The sequence below is a fragment of the Massilia agrisoli genome (assembly GCF_020831365.1).
GTDB lineage: Bacteria > Pseudomonadota > Gammaproteobacteria > Burkholderiales > Burkholderiaceae_D > Telluria_A > Telluria_A agrisoli.
In genome coordinates, this window is the sequence record NZ_JAJHPV010000009.1 from 135538 (window position 1) to 153007 (window position 17470).

The following is a 17470-nucleotide window of genomic DNA, read 5'->3' on the forward strand; positions in this document are numbered from 1 at the left end:
CCTTAGCTTGCGGTGGCTGGTTTTGCGCGCCGCACCTGCTCGCGCAGCGCGTTGCGCTCGGACTTGGCGGCGTCGAGCTGGGTGCGCAATTCGGCGATTTCGGCGGCGAAATTGTCGCGCGCGGTCACGGCGCCAACCAGCTCCATTTCGGCGGCAAGACGCGCATCCGACTCGGTCGCCAGCGCCGCCACATTGCGCTCGACCTGCTCGCGCAGGGTTGCCAGCTGCGCATCCTTGCCGTCGATCGCCAGCTGGTCCTTTGCCTTGCCGACCAGCGCATCGGTGGCCACCTTGCGCGCGTCGCGCAGCTCAGTTGTCAGCCGTTCAATTTCTTCGCTGCGCTCGATGGCGGTCGCCATGGCCTGGTCGCGTTCGGAGGTAATCGCTTCCACCTCGGCCGCCAGTTCTTCGCGCGCTTCCTCCAGCGCTTCGCCCGATTGCAGCAGGGCTTCCATGTCGCTCTCGGACTGCTCCAGCGCCTCGCGCACGCCGGCGCCCGCATCGTGCGCAAATTGCTGCGCCCAGGCGCCCAGGGCAGCGGCCAGCGCCTCCGGAATCTCCACCTTCGGCGCTTCTGCCGGCTTGGCCTGGCCTGCGCGCCACTGGGTAAGGTGCTTGTGAATTGTGTAAGGTGAACCGGTGCCCAGCACCTCGCGCACCGCGTCGATGGTGACCTGCTCGCCATCGTTCTGCAAGCCGATGGCCGCCGCCGAAACTTGGTCGAATGTGACTTCCTGGCGTGACATCGCCTTCTCCAGTGAATTGCATTTAATTGCGGTAACGAATCATACGCTACCCAACGGCAACATTGGCGCCTGGTGCCCCAGAGTGTAGCGCCGTGTGTACAGCCATTCGCGTTCAGATTCCTTAAGGCAGTTTAAGGCGGCACAAGGTCGGCGCGGGATACATTGCGCATGCACCATCCTGTGCCTATTTTTTCCATTGAGCCTACACATGAACCTGTCACAGGCACTCCTCCACGCACTCCGCGACCACGGCGCGCGTGAAATTTTCGGCATCCCCGGCGACTTCGTCCTGGCCTTCTTCCGCCAAATCGAAACCTCCGGCATCCTGCCAATGTACACCCTGAGCCATGAACCCGCCGTCGGGTTCGCCGCCGATGCCGCGGCGCGCTACCACAGCCGCCTTGGCGTGGCCGCCGTCACCTATGGCGCTGGCGCGCTCAACATGGTCAATGCGGTGGCCTCCTCGTATGCCGAGAAGGTGCCGCTGGTCGTCATCTCGGGCGCTCCCGGCGCCGCCGAGCGCACCAGTGGCTACCTGCTGCACCACCAGGCCAAGACGCTCGACTCGCAGCTGGCCATCTTCCGCGAAATCACCTGCGACCAGGTCGTGCTGGACGATCCTGCGCGCGCCCCGCAAGACCTGGCGCGCGTGCTGGCCAACTGCCTGGCCCAGTCGCGCCCCGTGTATATCGAACTGCCGCGCGACCTGGTCAACGCGCCTTGCGCGCGCGCGCCGCGCCTGGCCGCGCCCGCGGTCAACCCCGACACGCTGGCGGCCTGCGCCGCCGCCGTGTTCGCGCGCCTGTCGCTTGCCGCCGCCCCGGTGCTGCTGGTCGGCGTCGAAATCCGCCGCTACGGCATCGAGAAAAAGGTCGCCCGCCTGGCGCGCCTGCTCAACATCCCGGTGGTGACCACCTTCATGGGCCGCGGCCTGCTGGCCGACACCGATGCGCCACTGCTCGGCACCTACCTCGGCGTGGCCGGGCCGGCCCAGCTCACTACGGCGGTGGAGCAGTCCGATGCCCTGCTGATGTTGGGCGTGATCGTTTCGGACACGAACTTCGGCATTTCAGGCAACAAGATCGACCTGCAGCGCAGCATCCGCGCCAGCGACGGCGCCGTCACGATGGACTACCAGGTCTATCCGGGCGTGTCGCTGGAAGCGCTGGTCGACGCCCTGTTGGCGCGCGGCGACGCGCTCAGCGAAGCGGCGATCCAGCTGCAGCCGGCGATCTACCCGCGCGGCCTGAAGCGCGACGCGGCCAGCATCGCCCCGCGCGATATCGCCCGCGCCCTCAACGACGTACTGGCGCAGCACCCCGGCCTGCCGCTGGCGGCGGACATCGGCGACTGCCTGTTCACCGCCCTCGACATCGCCCACACCGACCTGGTCGCACCCGGCTACTACGCCACCATGGGCTATGGCGTTCCGGCCGGCCTTGGACTGCAGGCTGCCGGCGCCGGCCGTCCCATCGTCCTGGTGGGCGACGGCGCCTTCCAGATGACTGGCTGGGAGCTGGGCAATTGCCAGCGCTACGGCTGGGACCCGGTCGTCATCGTCTTTAACAACTGCAGCTGGGAGATGCTGCGCGCGTTCGAGCCGGACTCCGGCTTCACCGACCTGAGCGACTGGCATTTCGCCGACATGGCCGAGGCGCTCGGCGGCCGCGGCAGCCGTGTCGCCACCCGCGCCCAACTGGGCGAGGCGCTGGACGCGGCGCTCGGCCGGCGCGGCAAGTTCGAGCTGATCGAGGTGATGATCCCGCGCGGTACCGTCTCCGACACGCTGGCGCGCTTTGTCGACGGCGTGCGCCGCCTGCAGCGCCCCGCGCAAGCAGTCGCCGTGGCAGTGCCGCGCGAGCTCGAGCCAGCCCTCTGACACCGGATACCACAACATGAATACACCACAGACCCACCAGGTCCCGGAACTGGTCTGCCCCGCAGGCAGCCTGCCCGCCCTGAAGGCGGCGGTCGACAACGGCGCCGATTGCGTCTACCTCGGCTTTCGCGACGCCACCAATGCCCGCAACTTCGCCGGGCTTAATTTCGACGACCAGGCCATCGAGCAGGGCATCGCCTACGCCCACCGGCAAGGCTGCAAGGTGCTGGTCGCGCTAAACACTTATCCACAGGCGGGCAGCTGGCGCGACTGGCGCAGCGCCGCCGCCCGCGCCGCCGAGGCCGGGGTGCACGCGCTGATCTGCGCCGACCCGGCCCTGATGGCCTGGGTGGCCGAGCACCATCCCAACCTGCGCCTGCACCTGTCGGTGCAAGGCTCGGCCACCAATTATGAAGCGATCAACTTCTATCACCGCCACTTCGGCATTTCGCGCGCGGTGCTGCCGCGCGTGCTGTCGATGGCCCAGGTACGCCAGCTGATCGCCAACACGCCGGTGGAGATCGAGGTGTTCGGTTTCGGCAGCCTGTGCGTGATGGTCGAGGGCCGCTGCGCGCTGTCGTCCTACGCCACCGGCGAATCGCCGAATACCCACGGCGTGTGTTCGCCGGCCAAGGCGGTGCGTTGGGTCGGCACGCCGCAAGGCGTCGAGGCGCGCCTGAACGGCGTGCTGATCGACCGCTACGCGCCGGAAGAAAACGCCAGCTACCCCACGCTGTGCAAGGGCCGCTTCGAGGTGGAGGGCGAAAGCTACTACGCCATCGAGGAGCCGGCCAGCCTGAACACGCTCGAGCTGCTGCCGCAGCTGATCGACGCGGGCGTACGCGCCGTGAAGATCGAAGGCCGCCAGCGCAGCCCTGCCTATGTCACCCAGGTCACCAAGGTCTGGCGCGCGGCGCTCGACGCCTGCCGCGACAACCCGGCGCGCTATTCCGTCAACCCTGGCTGGAAAGCGTCGCTCGGCAAGGTGGCCGAAGGGCAGCAGCACACATTGGGCGCATATCACCGTGCCTGGAAATAAAATCTACTGGAGTCTTCCCATGTTAAAGCTGGCCCTGGGGCCTGTCCTGACCTACTGGCCGCGCGCCATCATCTTCGAGTTCTACCAGCAGGTGGCCGAAGGACCGGCCGATATCGTCTACATCGGCGAGACCGTGTGCTCGCGCCGCCACGAACTTAAACTGAGCGACTGGCTCGACGTGGCCGAGCTGCTGGCCGGCGCCGGCAAGCAAGTGGTGCTGTCCACCCAGGCGCTGATCGAGGCCAACACCGAGCTGGCCACGCTGCGCAAAATCACTGCCAATGGCCGCTACCTGGTCGAAGCCAACGATTTCGGCGCGGTCCACAGCCTGCCGCCGGCAACGCCGTTTGTCGCCGGCCCCCATCTCAACCTGTACAACGGCCCGTCGCTGGCCATGCTTGCCGAACTTGGCGCCACGCGCTGGGTGCCGCCGCTTGAAATGGGCCGCGAGCAGCTGGCAGATGTGCTGCGCGACGGCCCGGCCGGCATCGAGACCGAGGTGTTCGCGCACGGCCGCATGCCGCTGGCCTTCTCGGCGCGCTGCTTCACCGCGCGCAACCGCAACCTGCCGAAGGACGATTGCCAATTCAGCTGCATGGAGCATCCCGACGGCCTGCTGCTGCGCACGCGCGAGCACAAGCCCTTCCTGGTCTTGAACGGAACGCAGACCCAATCGTCCAGCGTCTATTGCCTGATTGGCGAACTGGCCCAGCTTGCGCAAGCCGGCGTGGACATCATCCGCATCAGCCCGCAGGCAACCGGCACGGTACGGGTGCTCGAGATCTACGACCAGGCGCGGCGCGGCCTGCTGGGCGCGGAAGAGGCGCGCCAGCAGCTGGAACCGCTGCTCCCGGGCGAAGCCTGCAATGGCTACTGGTACGGCGTTCCCGGCATGGACCAGGTGGCCGCATGAACTGGCGCCAGCGTACCGCAAGCGGCCTGCCGCCCCTGTCCGTAGCGGGCTTCACCTCGCGCCTGCCCGCCTATCCCGGCTCGTGGCTGTTCGCGCGCATGCTTAATGCGACGCTCGCGCGGCAGCTGCCCGCCGACGTGCGCGCGGCGCTCGAAGCGCGGCCCCTGCGGCTGCGCATCATCAACCTTGGCATCGCCTTCGATGTCTGCTGGCGCGGCAAAGCCTTTGTGGCCTTGCACCCGGTCGCGCAGCCCGACCTGACTGTCGCCGCATCGCTCAATGACCTGTGGCTGATGGCGCGCCGCCAGGAAGACCCCGACAGCCTGTTTTTCAGCCGCCGCCTGCTGCTCGAAGGCGACACCGAGCTGGGGCTGATCTTCAAGAACTGCCTCGACGCCTTCGACCTCGGCGCCTTTGACTTATTCCTGCAGCGCGTCGCGCACCTGCGCCCGCGGCCTGCTTCAACCCACAAGGACACACCATGACTTCCCGCCTTACTGGCGCTGCGGTTATCGCAGCGACCTTCTTTGTCCCGCTGACCGCCTTCGCACACACCGGCAACGCCGATGCAAGCCACGGCGCCACCGTCACCGGCGCCGGGCGCGCCGGCCAGCTGTCGAACGTCACCCGCACCGTCACCATCGGCATGGCCGACACGATGCGTTTCACGCCCGGCGACCTGGTGGTCGAACGCGGCCAGACCGTCAAGATCATCGCCCGCAACGACGGCGAAGTGCTGCACGAGATCGTGCTTGGCACCCGCGAGGAGATCGAGAAGCACCGCGCGGCCATGCGCGAGGAGCCGGGCATGGCGCACGGCGCACCGTACATGGCGCATGTGGCGCCCGGCGAAAGCCAGCAGATCATCTGGCAGTTCGACCGGCCAGGCAAATTTGAATTCGCCTGCCTGCTGCCCGGGCACTACGAGTCGGGCATGACCGGCTCGCTCACCGTCGAGCATCCGACAACCTGATACCAGGACAAACATGAACGCCAACGAAAAAATGTTGAACCGGTCGCTCCCGCCGCAGGAGGTCTCGGTCGATGTCCTGTGTGAAAAGTACGCCAAGGGCAGCGAAGCGACCATCGGGGCGGTGCAGGCGCGCGTGGCGCGCTCGCTGGCCCAGTACGAAAGCGCCGAGCTGCGCGACGCCATGGAGGAACGCTTCCTGTGGGCCCAGCTGCACGGCTTCATTCCGGCAGGGCGCATCAACTCCGCCGTCGGCATGGGCATGAAGGCCACTTTGATGAATTGCTTCGTGCAGCCGGTCGGCGATTCGGTGACCGGCTGGCACGAGGGCCTGCCCGGCATCTACACGGCGGTCGCCGAAGCGGCCGAGACGATGCGCCGCGGCGGCGGGGTCGGCTACGATTTCAGCGCCATCCGCCCCTGCGGCAGCAAGGTCAAGGGCACCCATTCGCGCGCCTCCGGCCCGGTGTCGTACATGGAAGTGTTCGACGCGTCCTGCAAGACGGTGGAATCGGCCGGCGCGCGCCGCGGCGCCCAGATGGGCGTGCTGCGCATCGACCATCCGGACATCGAGCGCTTCATCGCCGCCAAACACAATGGCTCGTTCACCAACTTCAACCTGTCGATCGCCGTCACCGACGCCTTCATGCAGGCGCTTGAAGCGGGCGCGCCGTTTGAACTGGTGCACGCGGCCGAACCGGCCGACGACCAGATCGCGGCAGGCGCCTTCCAAAGGCCGGACGGCAGCTGGGTCTACCGCACCGTCGATGCGGCGTCGCTGTGGCATGCGGTGATGACCTCCACCTACGACCACGCCGAGCCAGGCGTGTTGTTCATCGACCGCATCAATTCGGAGAACAACCTCTATTACGCCGAGCGCCTGTGCGCCACCAATCCTTGCGGCGAACAGCCACTGCCGGCGTACGGATGCTGCGACCTCGGCTCGGTCGACCTGACCCGCTTTGTCGACCGCCCCTTCACCGCCGAGGCCGCGATCGATTTCGAGCGCCTGCGCCAGGTGGCCGCCATCGGCGTGCGCATGCTCGACCTGGCGCTTGACGCCACCGAGTGGCCGTTGCCGCAGCAAGCCGAAGAAGGCCGCAACAAGCGCCGCGTCGGCCTTGGTTTCCTTGGCTTGGGCAGTGCGCTGGTCATGCTGGGCATCGCCTACGACAGCGATGAAGGGCGCGCGATGGCCAGCCGCATCGCCGAAGAACTGCGCAACGCGGCTTATGTCGCCTCGATTGAGCTGGCACGCGAAAAGGGGCCATTCCCCATGTTCGACGCCGAGGCCTACCTGGCCGGCCAGTTCATCTCGCGCCTGCCCGGGGAGCTGCGCGAACAGATCGCCGAACACGGCATCCGCAATTCCCACCTGCTGTCGATTGCGCCCACCGGCAGCATCACGCTCGCCTTTGCCGACAATGCATCGAACGGCATCGAGCCGGCGTTCTCGTGGGTCTACCACCGCAAGAAGCGCATGGCCGACGGCAGTACCCGTTCCTACGAGGTGGCCGACCATGCGTGGCGCCTGTACCGCCACCTCGGCCACGACGTCAGCGACGATGCGGCGCTGCCGCCGCAGTTCGTCACGGCGCTGCAGATGGCCGCGCGCGACCACCTTGGCATGATGCAGGCGGTCCAGCCGTTTATCGACACCGCGATCTCAAAGACCGTCAACGTGCCGGCGGACTATCCTTATGAAGACTTCAAGGACTTGTACCGCAACGCCTGGCGCGCGGGCTTGAAAGGGCTGGCAACCTACCGCCCCAACGCAGGCCTCGACAGCGTCCTGAGCGTGGCGCCGGCGGCCCAGCCATCGGCCCTGCCGGACGAAGACCCGCTGCGCAAGCGTTTCGACAGCCGCGCGCCGGGGGAGCTCGAATCGGTCACCTGCAAGGTCCGCTACTCGACGCAGGAAGGCAGCAAGGCGGCCTACCTGACGGTGAGCTTCATCCGCGTCGAAGGACGCCTCGCAGGGCAGCCCGTGGTCATCGAGCGGCCGTTCGAGTTCTTCATGCCGACCAACCAGCGCAGCGACGGCCAGCAATGGAGCACCTCGACCATGCGCCTGTTATCGCTGGTCGCGCGGGCCGGCAGTTCGGTGGCCAAGGCGCTGGCGGACATGCGCGAAGTGGTGTGGGAAAAGGGACCGGTTCGCTGCGGCACCTTGACGCGCGACGATGGCAGCGAAGTGCCCGTGTATCACGATTCGGAAGTGGCGGCGATCGCCTTCATGCTGCAGCGCGTGCTGATCCGGCGTGGATTCCTCGACCGCTACGGCAACCAGGTGCCGGTGGCCGAACTGGCGCGCCAGCTGGCCGCAGCGTCGGCCGCGCCAGCGGCGCCGAGTGCGCTCGCGCTCGGCGACGTCGCCGCGGCGCCGGTTCAGAACGGTGGGCGCAAGTGCCCGGAGTGCGGCGCCCACGCGCTGCGCAAGATCGACGGCTGCAGCCATTGCGCTGAATGCCACTACATCGGCAGCTGCGGTTAGAAAAAATAAAGGCCCGGCGCAATGCCGGGCCTTCAACGCCTGCATTTACATTTACTTCTACTTCTGCGCCATCACCCAGCCGGCCAGGGTCTTGGCTTCGGCCGCGCTCAGGGCATTCGGCGGCATGGCCATCGGGCCCCAGACGCCGGTACTGCCCTTGGTCAGGCTGGTCACGATCTTCGCTTCCGCGTCCTTCTGGCCCTTGTACTTTGCGGCCACGTCCTTGAACGCCGGGCCCAGCACCTTTTTGTCGAGCGCATGGCAGCCCATGCAGTTCTTCGCCTTGGCCAGGTCGGCGTTGGCGCGCGCCTGGCCGCCCATCGCGATGCCTGCGCATGCAAGTAAAACGAGTAATACGGTTTTCATTTACATCTCCCATAAAGCCGCAAACACGGCGGAATAATTGTAGGCCGGGGCCGTTTACAAATCCTTGAAGCGCCTTAAGATCAGATGGTCTTCGAGTAGCGCATGCGCGTGAGCGGAATGTCGCTCGGCGTGCCGAAGTACTTGTCGAACACCATGCACAGGTTGCGCACCAGCAGCCGGCCTTTCGGCGTCACCGTCAGCTCGGAGGCCGACATGTCGAGCAGGCCGTCGGCTTCGAACTCGCGCAGCCGCGCCAGCTCGGGGGCGAAGTAGGCGTCGAACTCGATGCCGTGGGCGCGCTCCACCGAGCGCACGCCCAGGCGGAAGTCGCACATCAGGCGCCCGATCACGTCGCGGCGGATCACGTCGTCGCGCGTCAGCTCGATCCCGCGCGCCACCGGCAGGCGTCCTTCGTCCAGCCCGGCGTAGTAGCGCTCCAGCGACTTCTCGTTCTGGCAGTACGAGTTGCCAACCGCGCTGATGGCCGATACCCCGCAGGACACCATGTCGGTGTCGGCATGCGTCGAGTAGCCCTGGAAATTGCGGTGCAGCTGGCCGCTGCGCTGGGCCACCGCCAGCTCGTCGTCCGGCTTGGCGAAATGGTCCATGCCGATGTAGACGTAGCCGGCGGCGGTCAGGCGTTCGATGCACAGGCCGAGCATGGCCAGCTTGTCCTGGTCGGACGGCAGGTCGGCGTCGACGATCAGGCGCTGCGACTTGAACAGCTGCGGCATATGCGCGTAGTTGTAGATCGAGATGCGGTCAGGGCTTGCCGCCACCACCTTGGCCAGGGTCTGGCCAATGGTCGTCAACGTCTGCTTGGGCAGGCCGTAGATCAGGTCGATGCTGATCGAGCGGAAGCCCGCTTCCCTGGCGGCGGCGATGGCGTCGAGGGTGAGCGCATCGGGCTGGATGCGGTTGACCGCCTTCTGCACTTCAGGATCGAAGTCCTGCACCCCAAGGCTGACCCGGTTGAACCCTTGCCTGCGCAGCGAGCGGATACGGTCGCCGTCGACTGTGCGCGGATCGATCTCGATCGAGTATTCGCCGGTGCTGTCGTCGGCAAACTCGAAGCTGCTGCGCAGGTGCGCCATCAGCCTGTCCATCTGCGCGTCCGACAGGTAGGTCGGCGTGCCGCCGCCCAGGTGCAGCTGCTCGACACGCTGCTCGCTTCCCAGCAGCTGCGCCTGCATGCTGATCTCGCGCATCAGGTAGCCAAGGTAAAGCTCGGCCTTTTCGTGTTCCTTGGTGATGATCTTGTTGCAAGCGCAGTAGTAGCACAGCGATTCGCAAAACGGGATGTGCAGGTAGAGCGACAGCGGCAGCCGCGCCGCAGCGTTGCCCAGGCCGGCGACCACCGCCGCATATTCATTGTGGCCGTAACCGGCGCGGAACCGGTCGGCGGTGGGATAGGACGTATAGCGCGGGCCCTGCTGGCTCATTTTGGCGATTAGCTGCGCGTCGAACTGGACAGCCGTGGACGGGGCAAAGGTGGTATCACTCAACATGTTCTCCTGAAGGTAAGCGGCTGGCCGCTAACATATATTCAGCATCCATGTTAGTGACGAGCACGGCACCCGGCAATATCAAATGTGCGTTTCCAAACTATATTTGCACGGCGCGCTGCTTGTAGGAAAAATTTGATCCACATCATGTTCCCGGCGGGCGGCTCCCGGCTACCATCGGGTCCTGCTGCAAGTGTCGCGCCGTGTTCACGCTTCTTCACTAACTGAACAATTACCTAAACCAGATCAATTTTAAACAGCCATTTCATTTGCAGATTATAAAACATACTAATAAAATGCATCTTATCGTTCACCCCGCTTCACCTTCACCACATCAATAAGGAAATTGTCATGCACTCCACGCGCAAACTATGGACATGGCTAGCAATCATCTGCGTACTTTCGTTTACCGCCCTTGGCTGGGTCGGCCGCGAGATCTACCTTGAGAAGCCACCTATCCCGACGCAGGTCCGCACTGCCGACGGCGACATCCTGTTCTCCAAAGACCACCTGCAGTACGGCCAGCAGGCCTGGCTCTCGGCCGGCGGCCAGCAGCTGGGCACCGTCTGGGGCCATGGCAGCTACCTGGCGCCCGACTGGTCGGCCGACTGGCTCCACCGCGAGGCGCTGGCCTTGCAAGACCTGTTCGCGCTGCGCGACTTCAAGCTGAAGTACGCCGAGCTCGATGCAGGCGACAAGGCCCGCGTCGACGTGCTGGTCAAGACCGAGCTGCGCACCAACACCTACGACGCCAAGTCCGACACGCTGCTGCTCTCGCCGATCCGCGCCGAAGCGGTGCGCCAGACCGCGCAGCACTTCGACGACCTGTTCGGCGACGCCGCTGCACTCGACGCCCTGCGCGAACAGTATGCGATGACGCCGAACGCGCTTCCAGAAGCGAATGACCGCAAGTCGCTGACCGGCTTCTTCTTCTGGACCGCGTGGGCAGCCGCCACCGACCGCCCAGGCGAAACCGGCCTGTCCTACACCAGCAACTGGCCGCACGAACCGCTGGTTGACAACACACCAACGGCCGGTGCCGGTATCTGGTCGATCGCCAGCGTGATCCTGATGATCGGCGCGATCGCCGGCATGGTTTTCTTCCACGGCATGCACAAGGAAGAAGACGATCCCGCTCCGCCAAAGAGCGACCCGCTGTTTGACCTGAAGCCTACCGCTTCGATGAAAGCCACGCGCAAGTACTTCTTCGTGGTGGTGGCGCTGATCCTGGCGCAAGTCGGCATGGGCGTCATCACCGCGCACTATGCGGTCGAGGGCACCAGCTTCTTCGGCTTCCCGCTGGCCGAGATCCTGCCATTTACCGTCTCCCGCACCATCCACACCCAGTTCGCGGTGCTGTGGATCGCCACCGCATGGCTGGCCACCGGCCTGTATATCGCACCGGCCATCTCGGGCAAAGAGCCAAAGTACCAGGCGCTCGGCGTCAACGTGCTGTTCTACGCGCTGCTGTTCATCGTCGCCGGTTCGACCTTGTTCGGCTGGCTGGGCACCCTGCAGAAGCAGGGCACCGACTTCGCCTTCTGGATCGGTAACCAGGGCCTCGAATTCACCAGCATGGGCCGCGTCTGGCAGATCCTGCTGTTCGTCGGCCTGCTGTTCTGGGCAACCCTGCTTGGCCGTGGCCTGTGGCCAGCGCTGAAGAAGCCTTCCGAAAGCCGCGGCCTGATCGCCATGGTGTTCCTGGCTGCTGTCTGCATCGGCGGTTTCTACGCCACCTCGCTCACCTGGGGCAAGACCACGCACTACTCGATGGTTGAATACTGGCGCTGGTGGCTGGTCCACCTGTGGGTCGAAGGCTTCTTCGAAGTGTTCGCCACCGCCGTCATCGCACTGCTGTTCACCCGCCTTGGCCTGATTCGCGCCGCTTCGGCCAACAGCGCCATCGTGCTCGAAACGATCGTGTTCCTGTTCGGCGGCATCCTGGGCACCCTGCACCACCTGTACTTCACCGGCACGCCGACTTCGGTCATCGCGATCGGTTCGATGTTCTCGGCCCTGGAAGTGGTACCGCTGTCGATCATCGGTATCGAGGCATTCCGCAACTACAAGCGTTCGAAAGCCGCGCCATGGGTGGAAACCTACAAGTGGCCTATCCTGTGCTTCATCGCAGTGGGTTTCTGGAACACCGTTGGCGCCGGCCTGCTGGGCTTTGCGATCAACACCCCAATCGCGCTGTACTACATGCAAGGCATGAACATGACGGCAGCCCACGGCCACGCCGCACTGTTTGGCGTGTACGGCATGCTGGGTATCGGCCTGATGCTGTTCTGCCTGCGCGGCCTGACCGACCGCCTGGCATGGTCCGATTCGGCCCTGCGTCCAGCGTTCTGGCTGCTTAACCTCGGCCTGTCGATGATGGTGTTCCTGTCGCTGGTCCCAGCCGGTATCTACCAGGCCTGGGCAAGCATCACCCGCGGCGTGTGGTACGCACGTTCGCCGGAAGTGGTTCACTCCAGCTTCATGGAGACCATGGTCTGGCTGCGCGTACCAGGCGATATCGTGTTCTCGATCGGTATCGTGTTCCTGGCTCTGTTCATGTGGCGCCTGGTGTTCCAGAAGCGCGCAGAGCGCAAGCTGGCCAGCTCGCTGACCGCCGCCAAGTAAGTGTAAGACCCGCCGGCTGCGCCACCCGCAGCCGGCATCACCAACCAGTTAGCAGGAGATTTACATGCCACACGATTGCTCCACACCGCAGGTCGATCACGGCGTCTACGCCTTCGACGCCCGCGGCGTCGCCCGCCGTTTCCGCCACGCCGCCATCTTTGGCGCGCTGAGCGTCCTGACCCCCGGCGAGACCATGCGCTTTTATAACGACCACGACCCGCTGCCGCTGCTGCAGCAGCTGTCGCAGCACTTCGGCCCGCGCCTGCACGCCGCCTACCTGGCGCGCGAACCGGGCGAAGTCATCATCGACTTCAAGATCGTCGGTTAACGCCACCATCCGGATACTGCCATGCGCCTGACCGACTACACCGACTATGCATTGCGCGTACTGATGCACTTGGGGACGCACCCGGGCAAGACCATCACCATTCGCGAGATTGCCACCGCCCACGGAATCTCGCATAATCACCTCAGCAAGATCGTCTACCATCTCGGACTGCTGGGCATCCTGACCACCTTGCGCGGCCGCGCCGGCGGCATCAAGCTGGCGCAGCCGCCCGCGCAAATCATGCTCGGTGCGGTGATCCGCGCGACCGAGCCCGACTTCCAGATGGTCGAATGCTTTTCCGAGCAGGACAACAGCTGCGTGCTGGCCGGCCGCTGCAAGCTCAAACGCCTGCTGGCAGATGCCACCAGCGCGTTCCTGGAGCGGCTCGACCGCGTACCGCTGTCGGTGCTGCTCAATGGCGCGGACGGCCAGCCCGGCTGCCGGCCGCTGGCAACGACTTTCGACCCGACCCATGTCCTACATCCTGCTTAAACACGCGCACATTACGCTGGCCGCGACCAGCGTCTCGTTCTTTTTGATCCGCGGGCTGTGGATGCTGGCCGGCTCGCCAATGCTCTCGCGCGGCTGGGTCAGGCACACGCCGCACCTGGTCGATACCCTGCTGCTGTCGAGCGCCATCGCACTGGCCGGGATGGCCGGCATTTCGCCGCTGTCGAGCCCCTGGCTCGGCGCCAAGATCGGCGCGCTGGTTGCCTACATCGTGCTTGGCTCGATCGCCCTCAAATACGGAAAAACACGCTTGTCCCGCCTCGCCGCCTTTATCGCGGCGATCGGCTGCTTCGCTTACATCGCCACGACCGCCGTGACCAAGAATCCCTTGTTCTTCCTCTGACAGCCGCCATGCCACAGCCAACCGATATCCCCGAAATCTATCTTGACCTGCGCGGCATGTTCCCGCCCGAGCCGATGGAGCGCGTCCTCGACGCGCTCACCATGCTGGCCCCCGGGCAGCAGGTGCGCATGCTGATCGACCGCGAACCGCATCCGCTGTACCGCATCCTCGAGCGCAACGGCTACACCTTCCGCTGCAGCGAGCCGGAACCGGGCCTGTACCAGGTCATCATCCAGGAAAACTGATGCAGCGCGCTTTGGCGTATGCGCTGTCGCCAGCGCCTGGCGCGTCATTGCGCTTTTTGCTGACCGCGCCGTGGTTTGCCCTGCTGGCGGCCTTGCTGCTGCTGTGGGCGGGCGACCAGGCCTTCGTCTCGCGCTGGTCGGCGCCCACCCTGGGCGCGACCCACCTGCTCACGCTCGGCTATCTGTCGATGGCGATGGCGGGCGCCATGCTGCAGCTGATCCCCGTGGTCACCGGCACCGCGCTGGCGCCTGCGCGCGGCAGCGTCGTTACCGCCTGGTCCGGGCTGGGGCTGGGCGCACTTCTGCTGGCCTTTGCCCTGACCCGCAACACCACCTCCCTGTTTTTGCCCGCCGCACTGCTGCTGGCGGCGTCGTTCACCATCATCATGGCGCCGATCGCGCGCGCCCTGGCCCGGCCAGCCACGCCTGCCGCGATGCCGATGGTGCGCGGCATGCGCGTGGCAGTCGGCGGCCTGGTGGTGACGGTGGGCCTCGGCGCCGCGCTGACGCTTCACCTGGGCGGACGCGCCAGCCTGCCCGTGGTCAGCCTGACCAACCTGCACGCCGCATGGGGCCTGGTCGGCTGGGTGGCGATGCTGGTGGTGTGCGTGGCCTACCAGGTCATCCCCATGTTCCAGTCATCGAAAACCTATCCCGCGCCGGTGACCCGCTGGGCGGTCTGGCTGCTTGCCGGCCTGCTGGCCATCTGGAGCGCCGCGTCGGTCGGCTGGCCGGACTACGCCGCCGTGGCAGGGGCGCCAGTGGCCGCGGTGCTGGCCGCCTTCGCCGGGCTCACCGCGTGGCTGCTCACGAAACGCAAGCGCAAGGACACCGACCCGACCACGCTGTACTGGCGCCTCTCGCTGGCCAGCTTGTGCGCCAGCACGCTGCTGTACGTGCTGCCGCCCGGGGAGACGGTGGCGCTGGCCACCGGCGTGATGTTTGTGGGCGGGTTTGCGATGGGCGCGGTCAACGGCATGCTGTACAAGATCGTGCCGTTCCTTCTGTGGTACCACATGCAGCAGGACCCGCGCGCCAGCAAGGCGAACGTGCTGCCGATCCGTACCATCCTGCCCGACGAACGGGGCCGCCGACAGTTCTGGTGGCACTCCGCCGCGCTGCTGGTGCTGATGGGCGCAGTGGCCTGGCCCGAATGGCTGGCGCGCCCCGCGGCGCTGCTGCTGGCCATCGCCAGCCTGCAGCTGGCGCTAGACCTGGCCGGCGCGGCAATGCGCGCGCGCCGCGCGCAGGCGCAGTTTCAGCCCTCGTAGGCGCGCAGGCGGCCGATATCGCAGATCGTGATCTGGCGGCCCTGGACGGCGATCATTCCCTGTTCGGTCAGGTCGTGCAGCACGCGCGAGAAATACTCAGGCGTCAGGTTCAGGCGTGAGGCCAGCGACTTTTTGCTGACTTCAAGCGTGACCTTGGCGCCGTCGCCATCCGGTTCGTCCTTGAGCAGGTAGCCGACGATGCGCTGGCTGCCCGAGCGCAGCGAATACGATTCCACATCCTTGATCAGGCCATGCAGGCGCCGGCTCATGCCGGCCAGCATACGCCGGGCAAACGCCGGGTTGCGCTCCAGCGTACCGAATACCGACTCCTTGGCAATGTGTAGCAGCATCGTATCGGCCAGCGCCGCAGCGCCGACGATGTAGGGCTTTTCCATGAACATCAGCGCTTCGCCGAAACTGAATCCCGGACCGATGATCTCGATGATCTTTTCATCGCCCCGTGCCGACAGGAAGCCCAGCTTGACCTGGCCGTAGATCACGATGTGGAAGCCGCGGCAGGGATCGCCCCGGTTGAAGATGTGGGTGCCACGCGGAATGTAGTGCTCCTGGGTTCCGGCAGCAAGGTCCTGCAGCTCGTCGGACGTGAAGTCGGCGAACAGCGGCAGTCGCTTGAGGAACTCCCGGGGGTCGATTTTCGACGTGAGCATGATGTGTATTTCCTTCAAAATGGGAGCTGCAAATGCGCTCCCCACAACGCAAAAAAGACCCGCATGCAGCGGGTCTTGGAGGGAGTCAGGTCAGATCAGTGACCCGAATCGCCGTCCGGCTTGCTTGAGGTGCGGAACACTTCCGGATTCTCCTTGCCGGTCACATACATGAATCCGGCCAGGCCTTTTTCCATCCGCGACAGTGCGTGGTCGACCAGGATGTAGCGGCCCGGCGCTTCCACCTTGAACTCTACCATCGTTGCGCCGCCAGGCGCTACCGTGGTGGTCTGCACGTTCTTCAGCGGCGGCGAGGTCAGGTCTGCCTGCGAGTAGACGCGGTCAAACACTTCGCCGATGACGTGGAAGCTCGAGGTCAGGTTAGGACCGCCGACACCGAAGAAGATACGCACCGTCTCGCCCACTTTGGCTTCCATGCGGTGCGTCTTGGTCAGCGCATCGTGGGTGCCGTTGAACATCAGGTGTTCAGGCTGTTCGTTGAGCAGCTTCTCCAGCGAGAACTCGGCTTCGCCCTGCGTGCCATGGCGCTGAGCGGTGTACAGCTCGCCTTGCATCACGTAGAACTCGCGGTCGACTTTCGCCAGGCCGCCTTCCGGTTCGACCAGGATCATGCCGTACATGCCGTTCGAGATGTGCTGGGCCACCATCGGCGTTGCGCAGTGGTAGACATACAGGCCAGGGTTGAGGGCCTTGAACGTGAAGCTCTTGGTGCTGCCGGGGGCCGCCTGGGTGACTGCCGCGCCGCCGCCCGGTCCGGTCACCGCATGGAAGTCGACCGAGTGGATCATGTGGCTGTCCTTGGCGTTGGCCATGTTGACCTCGACCGTATCGCCGACGCGCACGCGGATGAACGGACCTGGTACCTTGTTATTGAAGGTCCAGTACTTGTAAGTCGTGCCGTCGCTGAGCTGGCCGGTGATTTCGGTGGTTTCGAGGTTGACGGTCAGCTTCTTCGGACCGCGCGCGCCGACTGGCTTGCCGACTTCTTTCGGGTTCATCGACACGTCCACGCCCTTGGCGACCGGGGCTTCGACAGCGCCGCCGACCACGATCTTGCCGATCATGCCTGCCGCCACGTGGCCGGGCAGGGTGCAGATGTAGGTGTAGACGCCCTTCTTGCCGGCCTTGAACACGATCGAGGTACTGGCGCCCTTGTCGTTAATCTGGTTCGACTTGGCGTTAAATTCTGGCACGCTCACATCGTGGGTGGCGCCGTCGCCGTTGACCAGGTTGATCTGTACAACCGCGCCTTCAGGCACGTTGAGGGTCGGGTTGGCCTGGCCCTTGGTGGCGCCGGTTTCGCTGACGAATACCAGCTTGCCATCGGCGATGTCGGTGCGCAGGGTGAAGGTCACGTCAGGGCGGTATTGGACCGCCGAGCTCGTATCAGCTTTGCCGTGGCCAGCATGCTGTGCCATTGCAGGCGCCATGGTAGCTGCGCCGATAACGAGTGCCAGGATGGCTTGGGAAATGATTGTCCTTTTCATGTTTTTATCACCTAGTTATGTCTGGTGCGGAACTGCACCGTTTGACCATGTACAAATCATACA

At 65.3% G+C, this 17470-nt stretch carries 17 protein-coding genes; 12 read left to right on the top strand and 5 right to left on the bottom strand.

What is annotated here, in order from left to right; genetic code table 11:
- Positions 1-2: 2 nt before the first annotated feature.
- Entirely contained in the window at positions 3-746 is a 744-nt protein-coding gene (locus tag LMJ30_RS05095; RefSeq protein ID WP_229431263.1) for a DNA-binding protein, read from the bottom strand.
- Positions 747-954: 208 nt separating this feature from the next.
- On the opposite strand from LMJ30_RS05095, the gene ipdC reads away from it, so the two are divergent.
- From ipdC to LMJ30_RS05125, 6 genes are read left to right on the top strand one after another with little or no spacing between them, the layout of a single operon-like run.
- Positions 955-2625, top strand: coding sequence for an indolepyruvate/phenylpyruvate decarboxylase (gene ipdC / locus LMJ30_RS05100; protein WP_229431264.1), 1671 nt, complete (start codon positions 955-957; stop codon positions 2623-2625).
- 16 nt (positions 2626-2641) lie between these two features.
- Entirely contained in the window at positions 2642-3664 is a 1023-nt protein-coding gene (gene ubiU, locus LMJ30_RS05105) for a ubiquinone anaerobic biosynthesis protein UbiU (protein ID WP_229431265.1), read from the top strand.
- Positions 3665-3683: 19 nt separating this feature from the next.
- A complete protein-coding gene (locus LMJ30_RS05110; RefSeq protein ID WP_229431266.1) occupies positions 3684-4577 on the top strand; it encodes a U32 family peptidase in 894 nt (297 codons plus the stop codon).
- Positions 4574-5062, top strand: a complete 489-nt coding sequence (ubiT, locus tag LMJ30_RS05115; protein ID WP_229431267.1) for a ubiquinone anaerobic biosynthesis accessory factor UbiT — start codon at positions 4574-4576, stop codon at positions 5060-5062. The genes LMJ30_RS05110 and ubiT overlap by 4 nt, the downstream gene beginning before the upstream one ends.
- Positions 5059-5550: a cupredoxin domain-containing protein gene (locus LMJ30_RS05120; RefSeq protein WP_229431268.1), complete on the top strand. Its 492-nt coding sequence runs from the start codon at positions 5059-5061 to the stop codon at positions 5548-5550. The genes ubiT and LMJ30_RS05120 overlap by 4 nt, the downstream gene beginning before the upstream one ends.
- A gap of 13 nt (positions 5551-5563) precedes the next feature.
- Positions 5564-8041 carry an adenosylcobalamin-dependent ribonucleoside-diphosphate reductase gene (locus LMJ30_RS05125; protein ID WP_229431269.1) on the top strand — a complete coding sequence of 826 codons (2478 nt, stop codon included), beginning with the start codon at positions 5564-5566 and terminating at the stop codon, positions 8039-8041.
- A 57-nt stretch (positions 8042-8098) separates the two neighbouring features.
- On the opposite strand, the gene LMJ30_RS05130 is transcribed toward LMJ30_RS05125, so the two are convergent.
- Both LMJ30_RS05130 and hemN read right to left on the bottom strand, forming a co-directional pair.
- Positions 8099-8407 (bottom strand): c-type cytochrome, encoded by a 309-nt coding sequence (locus LMJ30_RS05130; protein ID WP_229431270.1) that lies wholly within the window; start codon positions 8405-8407, stop codon positions 8099-8101.
- Positions 8408-8487: 80 nt separating this feature from the next.
- Entirely contained in the window at positions 8488-9915 is a 1428-nt protein-coding gene (hemN, locus tag LMJ30_RS05135) for an oxygen-independent coproporphyrinogen III oxidase (RefSeq protein ID WP_229431271.1), read from the bottom strand.
- 348 nt (positions 9916-10263) lie between these two features.
- Here hemN and LMJ30_RS05140 point away from each other — a divergent pair, with 348 nt between their 5' ends.
- The 6 genes from LMJ30_RS05140 to LMJ30_RS05165 all read left to right on the top strand — a co-directional run bounded on the left by LMJ30_RS05140 (position 10264) and on the right by LMJ30_RS05165 (position 15234).
- A complete protein-coding gene (locus LMJ30_RS05140) occupies positions 10264-12537 on the top strand; it encodes a nitric-oxide reductase large subunit (RefSeq protein WP_229431272.1) in 2274 nt (757 codons plus the stop codon).
- 64 nt (positions 12538-12601) lie between these two features.
- A complete protein-coding gene (locus LMJ30_RS05145) occupies positions 12602-12865 on the top strand; it encodes a DUF2249 domain-containing protein (protein WP_229431273.1) in 264 nt (87 codons plus the stop codon).
- Positions 12866-12886: 21 nt separating this feature from the next.
- A complete protein-coding gene (locus tag LMJ30_RS05150; RefSeq protein ID WP_229431274.1) occupies positions 12887-13357 on the top strand; it encodes an RrF2 family transcriptional regulator in 471 nt (156 codons plus the stop codon).
- Positions 13338-13718: a SirB2 family protein gene (locus LMJ30_RS05155; RefSeq protein WP_229431275.1), complete on the top strand. Its 381-nt coding sequence runs from the start codon at positions 13338-13340 to the stop codon at positions 13716-13718. The genes LMJ30_RS05150 and LMJ30_RS05155 overlap by 20 nt, the downstream gene beginning before the upstream one ends.
- An 8-nt stretch (positions 13719-13726) precedes the next feature.
- The gene (locus LMJ30_RS05160; protein WP_229431276.1) at positions 13727-13963 is read left to right on the top strand and encodes a DUF2249 domain-containing protein; all 237 of its coding nucleotides are present in this window, start codon (positions 13727-13729) and stop codon (positions 13961-13963) included.
- Positions 13963-15234, top strand: coding sequence for a hypothetical protein (locus LMJ30_RS05165; RefSeq protein ID WP_229431277.1), 1272 nt, complete (start codon positions 13963-13965; stop codon positions 15232-15234). Before LMJ30_RS05160 ends, LMJ30_RS05165 begins: the two co-directional genes overlap by 1 nt.
- Here the strand turns inward: LMJ30_RS05165 and LMJ30_RS05170 are convergent.
- Both LMJ30_RS05170 and nirK read right to left on the bottom strand, forming a co-directional pair.
- The gene (locus LMJ30_RS05170) at positions 15222-15902 is read right to left on the bottom strand and encodes a Crp/Fnr family transcriptional regulator (protein ID WP_229431278.1); all 681 of its coding nucleotides are present in this window, start codon (positions 15900-15902) and stop codon (positions 15222-15224) included. The two genes, LMJ30_RS05165 and LMJ30_RS05170, sit on opposite strands and share 13 nt — an antisense overlap.
- 95 nt (positions 15903-15997) lie before the next feature.
- A complete protein-coding gene (gene nirK, locus LMJ30_RS05175) occupies positions 15998-17407 on the bottom strand; it encodes a copper-containing nitrite reductase (RefSeq protein WP_229431279.1) in 1410 nt (469 codons plus the stop codon).
- Positions 17408-17470: the final 63 nt, after the last annotated feature.